General features: G+C 68.5%; 16 protein-coding genes. 13 read left to right on the top strand and 3 right to left on the bottom strand.

Going from position 1 to position 18,457, the window contains the following annotated elements:
- Positions 1-34: 34 nt before the first annotated feature.
- The 13 genes from pyrR (at position 35) to FS787_RS01610 (ending at position 15,450) form a co-directional block, all read left to right on the top strand.
- On the top strand, positions 35-634 hold the full coding sequence (gene pyrR / locus FS787_RS01670; protein WP_056429587.1) for a bifunctional pyr operon transcriptional regulator/uracil phosphoribosyltransferase PyrR: 600 nt from the start codon (positions 35-37) through the stop codon (positions 632-634).
- Complete coding sequence (locus FS787_RS01665; RefSeq protein WP_144670489.1) at positions 631-1,674, top strand: aspartate carbamoyltransferase catalytic subunit; 1,044 nt, start codon at positions 631-633, stop codon at positions 1,672-1,674. Before pyrR ends, FS787_RS01665 begins: the two co-directional genes overlap by 4 nt.
- The gene (locus FS787_RS01660) at positions 1,674-3,074 is read left to right on the top strand and encodes a dihydroorotase (RefSeq protein ID WP_144670488.1); all 1,401 of its coding nucleotides are present in this window, start codon (positions 1,674-1,676) and stop codon (positions 3,072-3,074) included. Before FS787_RS01665 ends, FS787_RS01660 begins: the two co-directional genes overlap by 1 nt.
- A complete protein-coding gene (locus FS787_RS01655) occupies positions 3,074-3,592 on the top strand; it encodes a hypothetical protein (protein ID WP_144670486.1) in 519 nt (172 codons plus the stop codon). The genes FS787_RS01660 and FS787_RS01655 overlap by 1 nt, the downstream gene beginning before the upstream one ends.
- Positions 3,573-4,823 (top strand): glutamine-hydrolyzing carbamoyl-phosphate synthase small subunit, encoded by a 1,251-nt coding sequence (gene carA, locus FS787_RS01650; RefSeq protein WP_144670484.1) that lies wholly within the window; start codon positions 3,573-3,575, stop codon positions 4,821-4,823. The genes FS787_RS01655 and carA overlap by 20 nt, the downstream gene beginning before the upstream one ends.
- Positions 4,823-8,203, top strand: coding sequence for a carbamoyl-phosphate synthase large subunit (carB, locus tag FS787_RS01645; RefSeq protein ID WP_144670482.1), 3,381 nt, complete (start codon positions 4,823-4,825; stop codon positions 8,201-8,203). Before carA ends, carB begins: the two co-directional genes overlap by 1 nt.
- Positions 8,196-9,077, top strand: coding sequence for an orotidine-5'-phosphate decarboxylase (pyrF, locus tag FS787_RS01640; protein WP_144670480.1), 882 nt, complete (start codon positions 8,196-8,198; stop codon positions 9,075-9,077). The genes carB and pyrF overlap by 8 nt, the downstream gene beginning before the upstream one ends.
- Before the next feature lie 192 nt (positions 9,078-9,269).
- Positions 9,270-9,605, top strand: a complete 336-nt coding sequence (mihF, locus tag FS787_RS01635; protein ID WP_056429575.1) for an integration host factor, actinobacterial type — start codon at positions 9,270-9,272, stop codon at positions 9,603-9,605.
- A gap of 24 nt (positions 9,606-9,629) precedes the next feature.
- Complete coding sequence (gmk, locus tag FS787_RS01630) at positions 9,630-10,202, top strand: guanylate kinase (RefSeq protein ID WP_144670478.1); 573 nt, start codon at positions 9,630-9,632, stop codon at positions 10,200-10,202.
- A 39-nt stretch (positions 10,203-10,241) separates the two neighbouring features.
- Positions 10,242-10,502: a DNA-directed RNA polymerase subunit omega gene (gene rpoZ / locus FS787_RS01625; RefSeq protein ID WP_011692102.1), complete on the top strand. Its 261-nt coding sequence runs from the start codon at positions 10,242-10,244 to the stop codon at positions 10,500-10,502.
- A gap of 25 nt (positions 10,503-10,527) precedes the next feature.
- Positions 10,528-11,814, top strand: coding sequence for a phosphopantothenate--cysteine ligase family flavoprotein (locus FS787_RS01620; protein WP_144670476.1), 1,287 nt, complete (start codon positions 10,528-10,530; stop codon positions 11,812-11,814).
- Positions 11,815-11,892: 78 nt separating this feature from the next.
- Positions 11,893-13,128: a methionine adenosyltransferase gene (gene metK / locus FS787_RS01615; protein WP_144670474.1), complete on the top strand. Its 1,236-nt coding sequence runs from the start codon at positions 11,893-11,895 to the stop codon at positions 13,126-13,128.
- Between the two features lie 159 nt (positions 13,129-13,287).
- A complete protein-coding gene (locus tag FS787_RS01610; protein WP_144670472.1) occupies positions 13,288-15,450 on the top strand; it encodes a primosomal protein N' in 2,163 nt (720 codons plus the stop codon).
- Positions 15,451-15,495: 45 nt separating this feature from the next.
- On the opposite strand, the gene FS787_RS01605 is transcribed toward FS787_RS01610, so the two are convergent.
- The 3 genes from FS787_RS01605 to FS787_RS01595 are packed head-to-tail and all read right to left on the bottom strand — an operon-like array spanning position 15,496 to position 18,420.
- Positions 15,496-16,605, bottom strand: coding sequence for a glycosyltransferase family 1 protein (locus tag FS787_RS01605; protein ID WP_144670470.1), 1,110 nt, complete (start codon positions 16,603-16,605; stop codon positions 15,496-15,498).
- Complete coding sequence (locus FS787_RS01600; protein ID WP_144670468.1) at positions 16,602-17,531, bottom strand: alpha/beta fold hydrolase; 930 nt, start codon at positions 17,529-17,531, stop codon at positions 16,602-16,604. Before FS787_RS01600 ends, FS787_RS01605 begins: the two co-directional genes overlap by 4 nt.
- 10 nt (positions 17,532-17,541) lie before the next feature.
- Entirely contained in the window at positions 17,542-18,420 is an 879-nt protein-coding gene (locus FS787_RS01595) for an aldo/keto reductase (protein WP_144670466.1), read from the bottom strand.
- Between the last annotated feature and the right edge of the window lie 37 nt (positions 18,421-18,457).

The following is an 18,457-nucleotide window of genomic DNA, read 5'->3' as shown; positions in this document are numbered from 1 at the left end:
CCGTCCCGTGAGGCGGGGAAAGGGGAGACGAGCGTTGACTTCTGTTCCAGAAGCACCGGTTCCGGCCAAGGTTGTACTCACCCGAGTGGTACTCAGCCAGGCGGACATCGACCGTGCACTCACTCGTATCGCCCATGAGATCCTCGAGTCCAACAAGGGCTCCCAGGACCTGGTCCTGTTGGGCATCCCGCGCAGGGGCTACCCCCTCGCCGTCCGGCTCGCCGCGAAAATTGCCGCCGCCGATCCCACCGTGGACCCCGCAGCGATCGTCGGCCAGCTGGATGTGACCATGTTCCGCGACGATCTCTCGCACCAGGCCATGCGCCCGCCGTACCCCACCCAGCTGCCGCGCACCGGCATCGACAACAAAGTCGTGGTGTTGATCGATGATGTCCTGTATTCGGGCCGGACCATCCGGGCCGCCCTGGACGCGATCATCGACCTGGGCCGGCCGCGCATTGTCCGCCTCGCGGTGCTGATCGACCGCGGCCACCGGGAACTGCCCATCCGCGCTGACCACGTCGGCAAGAACCTCCCCACATCCTCCGCCGAGAAAGTCCGGGTCCGGCTTGCCGAAACCGACGCGGTGGACGGCGTGCCCGTCAATGAAGTGGTCATTGAGGCCACCGCATGAGGCACCTGCTCTCCACGGAAGACCTGAGCCTGTCCGATGCCGTCCGCATCCTCGACACCGCCGAGGAAATGGCGGCCGTGGGGGAGCGTGAGGTCAAGAAACTTCCCACGCTGCGCGGCCGCACGGTGGTCAACCTGTTCTTCGAGGACTCCACGCGCACCCGCATCTCCTTCGAGGCGGCCGCCAAACGGCTCTCCGCCGACGTCATCAACTTCGCGGCGAAGGGCTCCTCGGTCTCCAAGGGCGAATCCCTGAAAGACACGGCCCAGACGCTCTCCGCGATGGGCGCCGACGCCGTGGTCATCCGGCACTGGGCCTCCGGCGCCCCGCACCGGCTCGCCGCCACGGACTGGATCGACGCCGCCGTCATCAACGCCGGCGACGGCACGCACGAACACCCCACCCAGGCGCTGCTGGATGCCTTCACGATGCGCCGGCACTGGTCCAAGCTGGCCGGTACCCCGTCCGCGGGCGCGGACCTCACGGGGATGCGGGTCGCGATCGCCGGGGACGTGCTGCACTCCCGGGTGGCCCGCTCCAACGTGTGGCTGCTGCGCACCCTCGGTGCCGAGGTCACCCTGGTGGCCCCGCCGACGCTGCTGCCGATCGGCGTCGAAAAGTGGCCGTGCACCGTCAGCTACGACCTCGACGAGACCCTCGCCAAGGGCGTCGACGCGATGATGATGCTGCGCGTCCAGGGCGAACGGATGAACGCCTCCTTCTTCCCGACCACCCGCGAATACTCACGCCGCTGGGGCTTCGATGACAACAGGCTCCGTGCCCTGGACGGTCTGGGCCTGAAGGACACGATCATCATGCACCCCGGGCCGATGAACCGCGGCCTGGAGATCTCGTCCGCCGCGGCCGATTCGCCGCGCTCCACGGTGCTGGCACAGGTCCGCAACGGCGTGTCCATCCGGATGGCGGCCCTCTATCTGCTGCTCTCCGGCGACACCCGCGAGCCGGCGGCCCACGCCGGCACCACCCGATTCCACTCCGCAGAGAACACCTCCGCCCATGCCCCCAAGGAGAGCCACTAATGGCATCACAGCAACAGGACGCAGGCACCGGCGCCTACCTGATCCGCGGCGCCGCCATCCTCGGCGGAGCCCCCGAGGACCTTCTGATCCGCGACGGGATCATCGCCGCACGCGGACAGAACCTGTCCGCCGACGGCTCCGGGGTGAGGAACGCAACAGTAATTGAGGCCGCCGGACTCGTCGCCCTGCCCGGCATGGTGGACATCCACACCCACCTGCGCGAACCCGGCCGCGAAGACGCCGAAACGGTCGAAACCGGAACGCGTGCCGCGGCCCTGGGCGGCTACACGGCCGTGCACGCGATGGCCAACAGCACACCGGTGGCGGACACCGCCGGCGTCGTCGAACAGGTCCTCACCCTGGGCCGCACCGCCGGCTGGGTGGACGTCCGCCCGGTGGGCGCCGTCACCGTCGGCCTGGCGGGGGAGCAGCTGGCCGAACTCGGTGCGATGGCGGACTCCCGCGCCCACGTGCGGGTGTTCTCCGACGACGGCATCTGCGTCCACGACCCCGTGCTCATGCGCCGCGCGCTGGAATACGTCAAAGCGTTCGACGGCGTGGTGGCCCAGCACGCGCAGGAACCCCGGCTCACCGCCGGCGCGCAGATGAACGAAGGCGAAGTCTCCGCCGTCCTCGGCCTCACGGGCTGGCCCGCCGTTGCCGAGGAAAGCATCATTGCCCGCGACGTGCTGCTCGCCCAGCACGTCGGATCGCGGCTGCACGTCTGCCACGTCTCCACCGCAGGATCTGTCGAGATCATCCGCTGGGCCAAATCCCGCGGCGTCAACGTCACGGCCGAGGTCACGCCGCACCACCTCTGGCTGACCGACGAACTCGCCCGCAGCTACGACCCCGTCTACAAGGTCAACCCGCCGCTGCGCACCGACGCCGATGTCCAGGCCCTGCGCGCCGCGCTGGCCGACGGCACCATCGACGTCGTCGGCACCGACCACGCACCGCACCCCAGCGAGCACAAGGAATGCGAGTGGGCCCAGGCCGCCATGGGCATGACCGGGCTGGAAACCGCCCTGTCCGTGGTGCAGCACACCATGATCGAAACCGGGCTGATGGGGTGGGCCGACTTTGCCCGCGTCACCTCCACCGCCCCGGCCGCGATCGGCCGGCTGGAGGACCAGGGCCGCCCGCTCGACGCCGGCGAACCCGCCAACGTCACACTCGTGGACCCGGCTGCGCGCTGGACCGTGGACCCTTCTAAGATGGCAACCATGGGACGTAACTCTCCGTTTGCCGGCCGGGAACTGCCCGGCAAGGTGGTGGCCACGTTCTTCAAGGGCCACCCCACTGTCCTCGACGGCAAGCTCAACACCCCCTACCGCTGGCTCCCGGAGACATCCGACCCCGCCGGGAACACCGGCACCGCAGCGGCGGGCCGCAGCTGATGGTCAAGGAACTCTCCCTGATCTTCACGCTGGTCCTGATCGGCGTCGCCCTGGCCCTGATCTGGTTCGGCTGGCGGAACCGGCTGCGCCGCCAGTCCGACGTCGACCCTCTGCCCCCGATCCCCGCGGAACTGGGCACCGCGGTGGCCGTCGCGGACGGGCAGTACGTCGCCTCCACCACCGCCGGTGACTGGCTGGACCGCATCGCCGTCCACAACCTAGGCATCCGAACCAACGCCGAGCTCAGCGTGCACCCCGAGGGCGTGCTGTTCGACCGGTCCGGCGCCGGCCCGGTCTTCATCCCGGCCGCCAGCCTCACCGGGGTGCGGCAGGAAAGCGGCATGGCCGGCAAATTCGTCGAAAAAGACGGACTGCTGGTGGTCAGCTGGATGCTGGGCAGCCGTGAACTGGATTCCGGCTTCCGCACCCGCCACGCCGACGACAAAACCACCCTCCTCAACGCCCTGCAAGATTTGATCCCCGCGGCCCCTCAGGCCAATGCCGATAGTGGAAAGTAACAACGTGACGGACCCCAACCAAATGACATCTTCCGCAGCAGCCTCCACCCCGGCGGCCCTCGTCCTCGAGGACGGCCGCATCTTCCGCGGGACCAGCTACGGCGCCACCGGAACCGCGCTCGGCGAAGCCGTGTTCGCGACCGGCATGACCGGCTACCAGGAAACCATCACGGACCCTTCCTACGCCCGGCAGCTGGTGGTACAGACCGCCCCGCACATCGGCAACACCGGTGTCAACAAGGACGACGCCGAGTCCCGGCGGATCTGGGTGGCCGGCTACATCGTCCGCGACGCCGCCCGCCGGCCCTCCAACTGGCGCTCCGAACGTCCCCTGGACGACGAACTGCTGGAACAGGGAATCGTCGGCATCCAGGGTGTGGACACCCGCGCCATCACCCGGCACCTGCGCGAACACAAAACCATGCGCGCCGGCATCTTCTCCGGCGACGCGGTCCGCGCCACGGACAAGGAACTCGTGGACACCGTCCTGGCGAGTGCCCCGATGGAAGGCTCACGCCTGGCCGAGGAAGTCAGCGTGGACGAGGCCTACACCGTGGAACCCAAGGACTGGGGCTGGGACGGCGAGCCGCGCTTCAGCATCGCCGCCATCGATCTGGGCATCAAGCGGATGACCCCCATCCGGTTCGCCGAGCGCGGCGTCCGCGTGCACGTGCTGCCGGCCACCGCCACCCTGGCCGATGTCCAGGCGGTCAACCCCGACGGCTTCTTTATGTCCAACGGCCCCGGCGACCCCGCCACCGCCGACAACCAGGTCAAGCTGCTCCGTTCAGTCCTGGACGAGAAGATCCCGTACTTCGGGATCTGCTTCGGCAACCAGATCCTGGGCCGCGCCCTGGGCTTCGGCACCTACAAACTGCGCTACGGCCACCGCGGCATCAACCAGCCCGTCATGGACCGCCGCACCGGCAAAGTGGAGATCACCTCGCAGAACCACGGCTTCGCCGTCGACGCCCCGCTCGACGGCGCCACGCAGGCCCCCGAGGAGCGCTTCGGCCGCGTCGAGGTCAGCCATGTAAGCCTCAACGACGACGTCGTCGAGGGCCTGTCCTGCCTGGACATCCCGGCCTTCTCGGTCCAGTACCACCCCGAGGCCGCCTCCGGGCCGCACGACGCCGCCTACCTCTTCGACCGTTTCATCCAGCTGATGGCGGACACTGCTTCGTCAAAGACAAAGACTGCCACCGAATCCAAGACTGAGGACAAGAAGTAATGCCCAAGAGAACTGACCTTAAGAGCGTCCTGGTCATCGGGTCCGGTCCGATCGTGATCGGCCAGGCCGCCGAATTCGACTACTCCGGCACGCAGGCACTGCGCGTCCTCAAGGAGGAGGGCCTGCGCGTCATCCTCGTCAACTCCAACCCGGCCACCATCATGACCGACCCGGAGTTCGCCGACGCCACTTACATCGAGCCGATCACCCCCGAGGTGGTCGAGAAGATCATCGCGAAGGAACGCCCGGACGCGGTCCTGCCCACCCTGGGCGGCCAGACTGCGCTCAACACGGCCATCGCGCTGGACAAGAACGGTGTGCTGGAGAAGTACAACGTCGAACTGATCGGCGCCAACATCGCCGCGATCGAGCTTGGCGAGGACCGCGAGAAGTTCAAGGGCGTGGTGGAGCGCTGCGGCGCGGAATCGGCCCGCAGCCACATCATCCACACCATCGATGAGGCCCTCGCCGCCGCCGAGGACCTCGGCTACCCGATGGTGGTCCGGCCCTCCTTCACCATGGGCGGCCTCGGCTCCGGCCTCGCCTACGACGAGAGCGACCTCCGCCGGATCGTCGGCCAGGGGCTGCAGTACAGCCCCACCAGCGAAGTGCTGCTCGAAGAGAGCATCCTCGGCTGGAAGGAATACGAGCTCGAGATGATGCGCGACAAGAACGACAACGTCGTGGTGGTCTGCTCCATCGAGAACTTCGACCCGGTGGGCGTGCACACCGGCGACTCGATCACGGTCGCTCCGGCCCTGACCCTGACGGACCGCGAATACCAGCGCCTGCGCGACATCTCCATCGCCGTCATCCGCGAAGTCGGCGTCGACACCGGCGGCTGCAACATCCAGTTCGCCGTCGAACCCGACACGGGACGCGTCGTCGTGATCGAAATGAACCCGCGCGTTTCCCGCTCCTCCGCGCTGGCGTCCAAGGCCACGGGTTTCGCGATCGCCAAGATCGCCACCAAGCTCTCCCTCGGCTACACCCTGGACGAGATCCCGAACGACATCACCCAGAAGACTCCGGCGTCCTTCGAGCCCACCCTGGACTACGTCGTCGTGAAGGTCCCGCGCTTCGCCTTCGAGAAGTTCCCGGCCGCGGACCCCACGCTCACCACCACCATGAAGTCGGTGGGCGAGGCCATGGCCATGGGCCGCAACTTCACCGAGGCCCTGCAGAAGGCCCTGCGCTCCCTCGAGCAGAAGGGCTCCCAGCTCGACTTCAGCCACGTCCCGGAATGGGAAGTCGCGGAGCTGATCGAGAAATCCAAGCGGCCCACCACGGACCGCCTGCACCAGGTCCAGCGGGCCCTGCTGGGCGGCGCCACCGTGGAGCAGCTCTTCGAGGCGACCAAGATCGACCCCTGGTACCTGGACCAGCTCCAGCTGCTGAATGAAATCTCGGTCGAAATCCGCAAGGCCTCCGCCCTGACCCCGGAGATGCTGACCCGCGCCAAGCGCCACGGCTTCTCCGACGAGCAGATCGGCGCCCTGACGCACAACTCCGAGGACGTCGTCCGCGGCGTCCGGCAGGCCCTCGGCATCCGCCCGGTGTACAAGACTGTGGACACGTGTGCCGCCGAGTTTGCCGCGTACACGCCGTACCACTACTCGTCCTACGACGAGGAGGACGAGGTGGCGCTGCACGCCAAACCGTCCATCATCATCCTCGGTTCCGGCCCCAACCGGATCGGCCAGGGCATCGAGTTCGACTACTCCTGCGTGCACGCCTCCATGGCGCTGCGCAAGGCCGGGTACGAGACCGTGATGGTCAACTGCAACCCCGAGACCGTCTCCACCGACTATGACGTCTCCACCCGGCTGTACTTCGAGCCGCTCACGCTGGAGGACGTGCTCGAGGTCATCGCGGCCGAGGAACGCACCGGCGGCGTGATGGGCGTCTTTGTCCAGCTCGGCGGCCAGACCCCGCTCAAGCTCGCCCAGCAGCTCGCCGACGCCGGCGTGCCGATCCTTGGCACCTCGCCGGAAGCGATCGACCTCGCCGAGCACCGCGGCGCGTTCTCGCGGGTCCTCGACAAGGCCGGGCTCATCTCGCCGAAGAACGGCACCGCCGTGTCCTTCGACGACGCGAAGAAGATCGCCGACGAAATCGGCTATCCGGTCCTGGTCCGCCCGTCCTACGTGCTCGGCGGCCGCGGCATGGAGATCGTCTACGACGAGCCCAACCTCTCGCGCTACATCGCCAACGCCACGGAGATCACCCCGGACCACCCCGTGCTGATCGACCGCTTCCTGGAGGACGCCGTCGAAATCGACGTCGACGCCCTCTACGACGGTACCGAGATGTACCTGGGCGGCATCATGGAGCACATCGAAGAGGCCGGCATCCACTCCGGCGACTCCGCATGTGTGCTGCCGCCCATCACCCTGGGCAACAACGTGCTGGAGCGCGTCCGGACCGCCACGCTGGCGATCGCCGAGGGCGTCGGTGTCCGCGGCCTTATCAACATCCAGTTCGCCCTGGCCTCCGATGTGCTCTACGTCCTGGAAGCCAACCCGCGGGCCTCCCGCACCGTGCCGTTCGTCTCCAAGGCGACCGGTGTGCAGATGGCGAAGGCCGCCGCCCTGATCGGCACCGGCGTCACCATCAACCAGCTCCGCACGGCGTACAAGATGCTTCCGGAAACCGGCGACGGCTCCACCCTGCCGCTGGACGCGCCGGTCTCGGTCAAGGAAGCCGTGCTGCCGTTCAGCCGCTTCCGCACCCTTGAGGGCAAGGTGGTCGACTCCCTGCTCGGCCCGGAAATGCGCTCCACGGGCGAGGTCATGGGCATCGACAAGCACTTCGACACCGCGTTCGCCAAGAGCCAGGCGGCCGCCAACAACGCGCTGCCCACCGAAGGCAAGATCTTCGTCTCCGTAGCCAACCGGGACAAGCGCTCGGTCATCATGGGCGTCAAGCGGCTCTCCGACCTGGGCTTCGAGATCGTTTCCACCGGCGGGACCGCCGATGTGCTGCGCCGCAACGGCATCCAGGCCACCCCGGTCCGGAAGGTGGCGGAAGGTTCCAGCGCCGAAGGGGAGGGCACCATCGCGGACCTCGTCGTCGCCGGGGAGATCGACATGGTCTTCAACACCCCCTCGGGCGGCGAAGCCCGCAGCGACGGCTACGAACTGCGCGCCGCCGCGACTTCCATCGGCATTCCGTGCATCACGACGGTGGCCGAGTTCAACGCCGCCGTCCAGGCCATCGAGGCGCTGCGCACCTACGAGTGGTCCGTGACAAGCCTGCAGGAGCACGCCGCGGCCCTCTTTGCCTCGCAATCGCAGCAGGCCGCAGCCCAGCAGGGCACGGCCCAGCAGACCGCAGCCCAGCAGAACACAGGCACGAACGCAGTAGCGCAGAATGCCTGAGGCCGTCACCGCGGATACGGCCGGCCGGGAGTCTTTCGGCTCCCGGCTGGGCCGGGCCATGGCGGACCGCGGACCGTTGTGCGTCGGAATCGACCCGCACCCGGCGCTGCTCCACAGCTGGGGACTGAATGACGACGTCGCCGGCCTGGAACGCTTTTCCCTCACCGCGCTGGAGGCCGTGGCTTCGCTCGCTGCCGCGGTGAAACCCCAGGTGGCGCTGTATGAGCGCCACGGCTCTGCCGGCATGGCTGTGCTGGAGCGGGTCCTCGCCGCGGCCGCGGAGGCGTCGGTCCTGACCATTGCCGACGCCAAGCGTGGCGACATCGGCTCCACCATGGCCGCTTACGCCGATGCCTGGCTGCGGGACGGCTCCGCCCTGGCCGCCGACTCGGTCACGCTGAGCCCGTACCTGGGCTTCGAATCACTCCGGCCTGCCCTGGACCTCGCGGCGCAGAGCGGGCGCGGTGTGTTCGTCCTGGCGCTGACGTCCAATCCGGAAGGCGCATCCGTGCAGCACGTTGGCGGAGCGGACTCCGTGGCCCGCCGGATCGTCCGGGCTGCAGCCGCGGAGAACCAGCGGTATGCCGTCGGTCAAGACGGCGAGGCTCTGGGCTCCACGGGCCTCGTCGTTGGCGCAACCGTCGGCTCCGCGCTCACGGACCTGGACCTGGACCTCGCAGCCGTGCGCGGCCCGATCCTGGCCCCGGGCCTCGGTGCGCAGGGCGCGACGGCGGCGGACCTGCGCCGCACCTTCGGCAGCGCGTACGGCCAGGTGCTCGGGACCTCCAGCCGGGACATCCTTGGCGCCGGCCCGCGGATCCAGGACCTGAGCGACGCCGCGCAGCGGACCCTCGAGGAGCTCCGCTCGGTCTAAGGGCGCAATCCGGGGGCCCGGCCGCCAGCACCCGACCTTTGGACAAGCTGGGACCGGGCCATTCGTCCATTGATTTCCTTGGTATCCAGACGGTAGGTTCAGGACAAGTCCGCGGTACCGGCCGGGGCGATGTCAGGCCCCGTCCGGCCGGGCCGTTTGTGCGGTCCGTCTGACAATGCAGGGAGGCATTCAGTGAGTTTGCGACCCCTCACTCCGCAGGAGCGTGCCGACGCCTTGAACAAGGCCGCCGCCGCCAGAACCACCCGGGCCGACGCCAAGGACCGGTTGAAGTCGGGGAAGCTGTCCATCGCGGAGTTGCTCAAGGCCGGTGAGAGCGACGACGCGATCGCCCGGATGAGGATTGTGGAACTGCTGGAGGCGCTGCCTGGCATCGGTCGGGTGCGTGCCGCGGCGATCATGGACCAGTTGGGGATTGCCGCATCACGCCGGGTCCGGGGCCTGGGAATTCACCAGCGCCGCGCGCTGGTAGATTTTATAGACGACAAACAGCCCGGTCCGCCGCGCTGACCCCAACCCCGCCCGAAGGAATATGTGAGCAACAAACCGGGACTGACAGTCCTCGCCGGCCCGACGGCTGTTGGTAAAGGCACCGTGTCCACCTACATCCGGGACAACTATCCCGGCGTCTGGCTTTCCGTCTCGGCGACCACCCGCCCGGCGCGCCCGGGCGAGATCGACGGCGTCCACTACTTTTTCAAGTCGGCCGAGGAATTCGACGCCCTGGTCGACAATGGCGAACTCCTGGAGTGGGCCGTGGTCCACGGCCGCAACCGCTACGGCACGCTGCGCAGCACCGTGGACGCCGCGATCGCCGACGGCCGTTCGGTGCTCCTGGAGATTGACCTGCAGGGTGCCCGGCAGGTCAAGCAGGCCGTGCCGGACGCCCAGTTCGTGTTCCTGGCGCCGCCCAGCTGGGATGAAATGGTCCGCCGCCTGGTGGGCCGCGGCACGGAAACAGCGGAAGAACAGCAGCAGAGGCTGGAAACCGCTAAACTAGAACTTGCCGCTGAACCGGAGTTTGACCACACCGTCATCAATGATGACGTTCGTCGGGCAGCGGACGAGCTTGTTTCACTCATGGGGCTGACCCCGAACCCACGCTAGGCGCCGGGACGTATCGGCCCGTTAGAATTTGGAGAATTCGTGTCCACGAACCTTGAAGGCATCATCAACCCGCCGATCGACGAGCTGCTGAAGGCTGCCGACTCGAAGTACGGACTGGTGATTTTCGGCGCCAAGCGCGCACGTCAGATCAACGCCTACTACGCGCAGCTGCACGAGGGCCTGTTCGAGTACGTCGGCCCGCTGGTCGACACCAAGCTGAACGAGAAGTCGCTCTCCATCGCGCTGCGCGAAATCAACGAAGGCAAGCTCGTCTCCACGCCGATCGAACCTGCAGAGTAACTTCGCAGACGCAGACGGAGGTCACGTGCGCATAGTCCTCGGAGTCGGGGGAGGGATAGCCGCCTACAAGGTGGCGTCGCTCCTCCGGCTTTTTACTGAAGCCGGCCATGACGTCACCGTCATCCCCACGGAGGCCGCGACCCGCTTCGTCGGCGTAGCCACCTGGGAAGCGCTGTCCGGGCATCCGGTCAGCAACAGCGTCTTCGACGACGTGCACACTGTCAACCACGTCCGCCTCGGCCACGAAGCCGAGCTGATCGTGGTGGCCCCTGCCACGGCCGACCTTCTGTCGCGCGCCGCCACCGGCCAAGCCAACGACCTCCTGAGCAACACCCTGCTGATGGCCGGCGACTGTCCGGTGCTGATGGCCCCGGCCATGCACAGCGAAATGTGGCAGCACCCGGCAACCCAGGCCAATGTCGAGACTCTCCGCAGCAGGGGAGTCACCGTGCTGGAGCCCGCCTCCGGCCGGTTGACCGGATCCGACTCCGGGCCGGGCCGGCTGCCCGAGCCGGAGGCGATTTTCGAAGCGGCCCTCGCCCTCGCCGGTGCGCCGTCGGTCCCCAACTCACCGGACATTACGGCCCCCGACGCCGCACCCTCCCCGCCCGCTGCCGGCCGTCCGCTGGCCGGGCTCACCGTCACGATCAGCGCCGGAGGCACCCGCGAGCCACTGGACCCCGTCCGGTTCCTCGGAAACCGCTCCTCCGGCAAGCAGGGCGTGGCGCTGGCCGCCGCCGCCCGCGACGCCGGTGCCAGGGTCCGGCTGCTGGCCGGCCACATGGATGTCCCGCCGCCGGCCGGCGTCGACGTGATCAGGGTGGAGACCGCCCTGGAGCTTCGTAAGGCCGCCCTGCACGCCGCCGCCGATTCCGACGTCATCATCATGGCCGCCGCCGTCGCGGACTTCCGCCCGGCGGATGTCGCCGGGACGAAGATCAAGAAGCGCGACGACGTCGCCGATCCCGTCATCACACTCGTTCGGAACCCGGACATCCTGCGGGAGCTCGTCGAGGTCCGGGATGCGGCCTCCCGCACCCAGCTGGTGGTGGGCTTCGCGGCCGAGACCGGCGACGCCGACGGCGACGTTCTGGACTATGCCGCGGCCAAGCTGCGGCGCAAGGCGTGCGACCTGCTGGTGGTCAACCATGTGGGCCAGGACAAGGTCTTCGGCGAGGACACGAATTCCGTAGTCATCCTTTCCCGCACCGGCTCCGAACCCCAAGAGGCGTCGGGTTCCAAATCCGATGTCGCGGCTGCCGTGATAGACCGCATCAGCGCCGAGCTGAGCCGGGTTGTCCCGCCGGCCTGAGCCTGGCGTAAGCAACGTCTCCTTAGCACGGGGACACACGCCGCCGGACGTCCGTTTTCCAACCAGTAAGGTAGTTGAGTGACTTTACCGCTGCACATCCCTGACTTCCACGGGTCCACGCCCGCCTCGCTCCGGCTGTTCACGTCCGAGTCGGTGACCGAAGGGCATCCCGACAAAATCTGTGACCAGATCAGCGATTCCATCCTCGACGCCCTGCTGGCCAAGGACCCCGAGTCCCGCGTCGCGGTGGAGACGCTGGCCACCACCGGGCTGGTCCACGTCGCGGGCGAGGTCACCACTGACGCGTACGTAGAAATCCCGCAGATTGTGCGGGAGACCATCCTGGGCATCGGCTACGACTCCTCGGCAAACGGCTTCGACGGCGCCCGCTGCGGCGTCTCGGTCTCCATCGGCCAGCAGTCCAACGACATCGCCGGGGGCGTCTTCAACTCGCTCGAAGCCCGCGAAGGCCGCCAGGAGGACGATTACGACCTCCAGGGCGCCGGCGACCAAGGCCTGATGTTCGGCTATGCCAGCGATGAAACCCCCTCCTACATGCCGGTCCCGATCTGGCTTGCGCACCGGCTCTCCGAGCGGCTGACTGAAGTCCGCAAGAACGGCGAGCTCGCCTACCTGCGCCCCGACGGCAAAACCCAGGTCACCGTAGGCTACGACGGCGACCGGCCCGTCTCGGTCGAGACGGTCGTGATTTCCAGCCAGCACGCCGAGGGCGCCAGCCTGGACCAGCTCCGTGCCGACCTCGCCGCGCACGTGGTGGACCCGGTCATGGCGCTGTCCAACCTGGACATCTCGCGGACCAGGAACATCCTCAACCCGGCCGGTGCCTTCGTCATTGGCGGCCCGGTGGGCGATGCCGGCCTCACCGGCCGCAAGATCATCGTGGATACCTACGGCGGCATGGCCCGGCACGGCGGCGGCGCCTTCTCGGGCAAGGATCCGTCCAAGGTGGACCGTTCGGCGGCTTACGCGATGCGCTGGGTGGCCAAGAACGTGGTGGCGGCCGGTCTCGCGAAGCGCGCTGAAATCCAGATCGCCTATGCGATCGGCCAGGCCCGCCCGGTGGGAACCTATGTCGAGACCTTCGGCACCGAGACCGTGGATCCGGCCAGGATCAGCGCCGCGATCGCCGAGATCTTCGACCTGCGCCCGCGCGCGATTATCGATGCCCTTGACCTCAAGCGCCCGATTTACGCCAAGACGGCGGCCCACGGCCACTTCGGCCGCGAGGATCCCGACTTCACGTGGGAGCGCCTCGACCGCGTGGACGCGCTGAAGGCCTTCTTCAACGCCTAAGACGTCCCTGTTTTCACATGCAGTCCTGACATGCACTCAATGTCATTGCCCTGTGATGTGCTGTAGCCAGGCCGCCGGTACCGGCGGCCTGGCTACTCTCAATTGGGCCGGAAATTCTTTGGCCGGCATCGACCCGCTGTTGAAGGGAGGACCCGCGCGATGAGCCAGCGCCATGGCGCCGCGGCGTCGGACGAGCCCCTGCAGCTGTCGCTGCTCCAGGGCTTTCCCTCCTCCTCCGCACCAGCAGCCGGCCCCGCCCTGGCTGCCCGGCTCCCGGTGGCCCGGGTGCGCCTGGAGTCCTCGCTCCCGCACCTTGACCGGCCCTTTGACTACAGTGTGCCCGCCGCGCTTGATGCCGCGGCGCAGCCCGGTGTCCGGGTGAAAGTGAAGTTCAACGGTCAGGAACTTGCCGGATACCTTATGGACCGGGTGGCGGAGTCCGACGCCGGCCACCCCCTGGTGCCGCTGCACAAGGTGGTTTCTCCCGTTCCGGTGCTGGTGCCGGCTGTCGCCGACCTCGCCGTACGTGTGGCCGCGCGGTATGCCGGCAGCGTCAGCGACGTGCTGCGCGTCGCCGTGCCGCCGCGGATGGCGAAACTGGAGAAGGACCTTGCCCCTGAGGGTGTCCTCGATCCGTCTCTCTTCGCTGATGCCGGCGCCGAGGCCGGAACGTCCATCCTTGCCGGCCTGGAAGCCTCCGGCTGGACCTCCTACCGCAACGGCCGGGCCTTCCTGCAGCACCTCAATGCAGGTGAGTCGCCGCGGGCGGTGCTTAACGCGCTCCAGGGTTACGGACCCGGAGGCTGGCCCCGGCTGATCGCCGAGGCCGTGGCCGCCGTCCGTCTGTCCGGCCGCGGCGCCGTCGTCGTGGTGCCTGACTACCGGGACCTGGACCGGGTGGAAGAGGCCCTCCTGCAGCTCCTGCCCGCAGGGGACATCGCCCGGCTCACCGCCGACGACGGCCAGACTCCGCGCTACCGCAGCTTCCTGCGGATCCTCAGCGGCGCGGCCGGGGTGGCCGTCGGCACCCGGTCCGCGGCCTACGCACCCGTTCACAACCTCGGCCTCGTGGTCTGCTGGGACGACGGCGACGATCTGCACATCGAGCAGCGCTCACCGTACGCCCACTCCCGCGAAGTCCTGCTGCTGCGCGCCGAACAGGAGGGTGCCGCCTGCCTGCTCGCCGGGCACACCCGGAGCACCGAGACGCAGCGCCTCGTCGAGGCGGGGTGGGCTCGGCCGGTGGAGGCGGACCGCCCGGTGGTCCGCAGGATCGTTCCGCGGGTGCTCAACACCGCTGACAGCTACGAACTTGAACACGACCCGCTGGCCAGGATCGCCCGGCTGCCGGGTGCCGCCTGGCGTGCCGCGAAGGACGGTCTGGAACGCGGCCCGGTCCTGGTCCAGGTGGCCCGGGCGGGCTACGCGCCGTCGCTTGCCTGCGAGAACTGCCGCGAACCGGCGCGTTGCCCCGCCTGCAGCGGTCCCCTCGCCATCGCCGGGGCCACGGGGAGCTCGGCCGTGCCGCAGTGCCGCTGGTGTTCGACGCCGGCCGCCGCCTGGCGCTGCACCACCTGCAACGGGGTCCGGCTCCGCCGCGGCGCCACGGGGGCCCTGCGCACGGCCGAGGAGCTGGGCCGCGCCTTCCCGGGCAAGCCGGTGATCACCTCGTCCGGGGACCGGGTGCTCGCCACGGTTCCTGATTCGAAGGCCTTGGTGGTGGCCACCGTCGGCGCGGAACCGGTCGCCGCCGGCGGTTACGCGGCCGCACTGCTGCTCGACGGCGATTCACTGCTGCGGCGCGAAAACCTGCGGGCGGGGGAGGACGCCGTCCGGCGCTGGTTCAACGCGGCGGCCTTGGTCCGCCCGGCGGGCGACGGCGGCCTGGTGGTCATCACCGCGGACGACGCCGCCGGCGTGGGCGCCCTGCTGCGCTGGGACCCCGCCGGGTACGCCCAGCGTGAACTCTCCCTGCGCCAGGAACTGCAGCTGCCCCCGTCCGTCCGGGTCGCCTCCATTACCGGTGGCCGGACCGCCGTCGGGCATTTCAGCCAGGCCGTTGAGCAGCAGCTGGCTGCGCAGGGCATCGTGTTGCGGACTGCCGGTCCGGCCCCCCTGGTGATGGCCGGTGCCCCCGGCCCGGCAGGAAGCCAGGGGAAAGTAGCGGCTACCGCCGAGGAGGATGTCCGGACGCTGCTGTTCATCCCGTACGGCCAGGCCGCACACGTCACGAAAGTGCTGCGGGCGGTCAAGGTCGCCGCAGCCGCCAAACGTACCGACGATCCGGTGCAGCTGCGGCTCGACGGTGTGGACGTGCTCTAGGCGTTCGGCCGGAGGCGGTGCCGGCGCGGAGGAGGTCCGCGGCGGCTACTTCCGGCCGCGTCCCGTCGGCTTGCCCGGGCGGCGTGCGCGCAGCGCTACGGCCTCTTCTGCGACGGCCAGCAGCCGGCGGGCGGACTCATCCCAGCTGAAGTCCGCGGCGCGCTCCACCGAACGGCGGGAACGGGCTTTCCACAGGTCCGGGTCCTCCAGCGTCCGGACCGCCGCGGCGAACTCTGTTGGCGAATCCGGATGGACGTAGCTGACGGCGTCGCCGCCCACCTCGCGGAAGATCGGGATGTCGCTGGCGATCACGGGGGTGCCGTGGGACATGGCTTCCACGAGGGGCAGGCCATAGCCCTCCGCTTTGGACAGGCTGATCAGGGCTGTCGTGCGTCCCAGCATGGCCTCGTACTCGGCGTCGGTCACGCCGTTGTGGAAGACGATGTCCGCGCCCGCCGGCGCCAGTGCTTCGAGTTCCGCCTGGCGTTCCGGGGTGATCCGGCTGAGCAGGTGGAGGGTCATGTCGGGGAGTTCCGCCATGCCCCGGATCATGGTCTCAACGTTTTTGTACGGCATAAACGAACCCATGTAGAGCAGCGTATTGTCCGCACCCGCCCCGGGGTCCCGGGGCGTGTGGCCGTGCTGCGGCGCGTTGCCCACGATCCGGACGGGACGCCGGGTGAGCCGGTACTTCGAGATCAGTGAGGCGGTGGTGGAGCTGATGGTGGCGACGACGTCGGCCCGGTTCAGCAGGAGCCGCTGCGGCCAGAACGCCTTGTGGTACAGGCGCCAGAGGACCCGGACCGGGGCCGGCAGGAAGCCGGGAGGGGCCGGGTGCTCGTAATAGATGAGGTCGTGAAGGGTCAGTACCAGGGCGTACTTCCGGCCCCAGCTGCCCATGGTCTGCATGGGGCACACCACCACATCGGCGCCGAGTTTGTTGACCTTCCCGGCGACGAACAGTTCGGCCGGGGAGAGCGGGCTGTTGACCAGGGTGTACGGCACATCCGGCAGCATGGCGAGCTGGCGGATATCGCTGATCAACATGGACACGTCGGCGATTTTGGCCGTGGCAGCGATCAGACTCGCGCCGTAGCGGCTGATGCCGTCATGGTGGTCCAGGCGGGTGAAACGGGCATCGATAAGGATTTTCACGCGGAGTGGTCCTTCAGGAAGCGTCGGATGAAGCCCGCGGCGGGTTCCGGGGTTTCGTAGTGGATCAGGTGGCCCACGCCCGGGATGACGTCCAGGTGCGCATCCGGGAGGAGGGCCAGCAGCGTGTGCTGGTCCGGCAGCGTCGCAATCTCGTCCTTTTCCCCGGCAATCAGCAAAACGGGAAGGCTGAGGCTGCCGGCGACGTCGGCGACGTTCCCGCCGACGGAGGCCTTGAACGCCTCCAGCAGGCTCTCCCGGTCCGCGAACGCGGAGAAATACGCGCTGTGCTGGGCATGCACAAAACGGCGCAGCTCCTTGTCTTTGGTCTTTGCCATCGTCTCGCTCATGACCCGGACGATCAGCTGGCTGCGCAGCAGGCCGTGTCCCAGACGGCGGGGGAGGCGTGCCGCGGCCTGGTAGTACAGGACGGCGAGTTTGGTCATGAGACCCTTGGGCCCCTCGAGGGCGGGAGCGGCGATCGGGTTGATCAGGATCAGCTCCGAAACGGTTCCGGGGTGGGCCGCCACGAAGTGGCTGGCGACGATCGAGCCGAAGGAGTGCCCCAGCAGGACGGTCTCCGGGCCCAGGCCCAGGGCCGCCATGAAGTCCGAAACGAACCGGACGTAGCTCTCGACGCTGTGTTCGGCGTCCGCGAAGGCAGCCGAGCGGCCGAAACCGGGGAGGTCCGGCATGATGAGCCGCATTTCCGGGAGCTGGTCGGCCACCCGGAGCAGGCCATGGTGGTCTCCGCGGAAGCCGTGGATGACCAGGATGGTCCGCGTCTCCGGGGTCACGCGGAGCGGCTCATAGCTCCAATAGGCCACCTTGGCGCCGTCGAGGACCATCTCGGCGGCGCGGGTGCGGGACTCCAGCCCGTCGCTGAACAGGGGAGCGCGGGAGGAGGGCTCGGTAACCACGTTGTCCATTCGATGGGTCCTAGTTGACTGAGTCCGGGTGGGAGCCGGTGCGGAAGCCACGTTCCAGACCGCCCAGGGCCTGCATGGCGACGTCGTCGAGGCTGAAGTCGAAGACATCCAGGTTCTCGCCGATCCGGTCGTGGGAGCTCGCCTTGGGGATGGCGACATTGCCGAGCTGCACATGCCAGCGGAGGATGACCTGCGCCGCGGTCCTGCCGTGCGCGGCCGCGATGTCCAGCACCACCGGATCCTGCAGGACCTGGCCGCGGCCCAGCGGGCTCCACGCCTCGGTGGTGATCCCGAGGCCGCGGTGCAGGGTGCGCAGCTCCTCCTGCTGGAGCCACGGGTGCAGTTCGATCTGGTTGACGGCCGGGACCACCTCCGCGGTCTGGAGCAGTCGGTCCAAGTGGGCGGGCTGGAAGTTGGAGACTCCGATCGCCCGGGCCTTGCCCTCCCGGTACAGGGTCTCCATCGCACGATAGCTCTCGGAATACAGCCCGCGCTGCGCACAGGGCCAGTGGATCAGGTACAGGTCCACGTATTCCAGCCCGAGGTTGGCCATGGAGGTGTCAAAGGCGCGCAGGGTGGCGTCATAGCCCTGGTCGTCGTTCCAGAGCTTGGTGGTGACGAAGAGGTCCTCGCGTGAGAGCGCGGGGGAGGACTCGCCGGAACCGCCGCGGGCGTCGTCGTGGCTTGAGAAGCCGGACAGCGAGCCGATACCGCGGCCAACGCCCGTCTCGTTGCCGTACATGGCGGCAGTGTCGAAATGGCGGTAGCCGGCCTCCAGCGCCATGGACACGAGTCCGGCGGCGTCTCCGGGGGGCACCTTGTAGAGTCCGAACCCCAACTGGTCGATCAGGACACCGTTGTTGAGGCTGAGCCGGGGCGAGGGTTTCATAACCCCGACTTTACCGACTCCGCCGCCGCGGCTCCCC

This window comes from Arthrobacter sp. U41 (genome assembly GCF_007679325.1).
Lineage (GTDB): Bacteria > Actinomycetota > Actinomycetes > Actinomycetales > Micrococcaceae > Arthrobacter.
The sequence above is the reverse complement of the archived record's forward strand: the minus strand, read 5'-3'. Positions and strand labels throughout refer to the sequence as shown.

What these genes read in the sequence shown, in the direction of transcription:
- FS787_RS01665 (WP_144670489.1), top strand. Translation starts at nt 631, where the DNA reads ATGAGGCACCTGCTCTCCACGGAAGACCTGAGCCTGTCCGATGCCGTC.
- FS787_RS01595 (WP_144670466.1), bottom strand. Translation starts at nt 18,420, where the DNA reads ATGAAACCCTCGCCCCGGCTCAGCCTCAACAACGGTGTCCTGATCGAC.
- FS787_RS01660 (WP_144670488.1), top strand. Translation starts at nt 1,674, where the DNA reads ATGGCATCACAGCAACAGGACGCAGGCACCGGCGCCTACCTGATCCGC.
- carB (WP_144670482.1), top strand. Translation starts at nt 4,823, where the DNA reads ATGCCCAAGAGAACTGACCTTAAGAGCGTCCTGGTCATCGGGTCCGGT.
- FS787_RS01655 (WP_144670486.1), top strand. Translation starts at nt 3,074, where the DNA reads ATGGTCAAGGAACTCTCCCTGATCTTCACGCTGGTCCTGATCGGCGTC.
- pyrF (WP_144670480.1), top strand. Translation starts at nt 8,196, where the DNA reads ATGCCTGAGGCCGTCACCGCGGATACGGCCGGCCGGGAGTCTTTCGGC.
- FS787_RS01610 (WP_144670472.1), top strand. Translation starts at nt 13,288, where the DNA reads ATGAGCCAGCGCCATGGCGCCGCGGCGTCGGACGAGCCCCTGCAGCTG.
- FS787_RS01600 (WP_144670468.1), bottom strand. Translation starts at nt 17,531, where the DNA reads ATGGACAACGTGGTTACCGAGCCCTCCTCCCGCGCTCCCCTGTTCAGC.
- carA (WP_144670484.1), top strand. Translation starts at nt 3,573, where the DNA reads ATGCCGATAGTGGAAAGTAACAACGTGACGGACCCCAACCAAATGACA.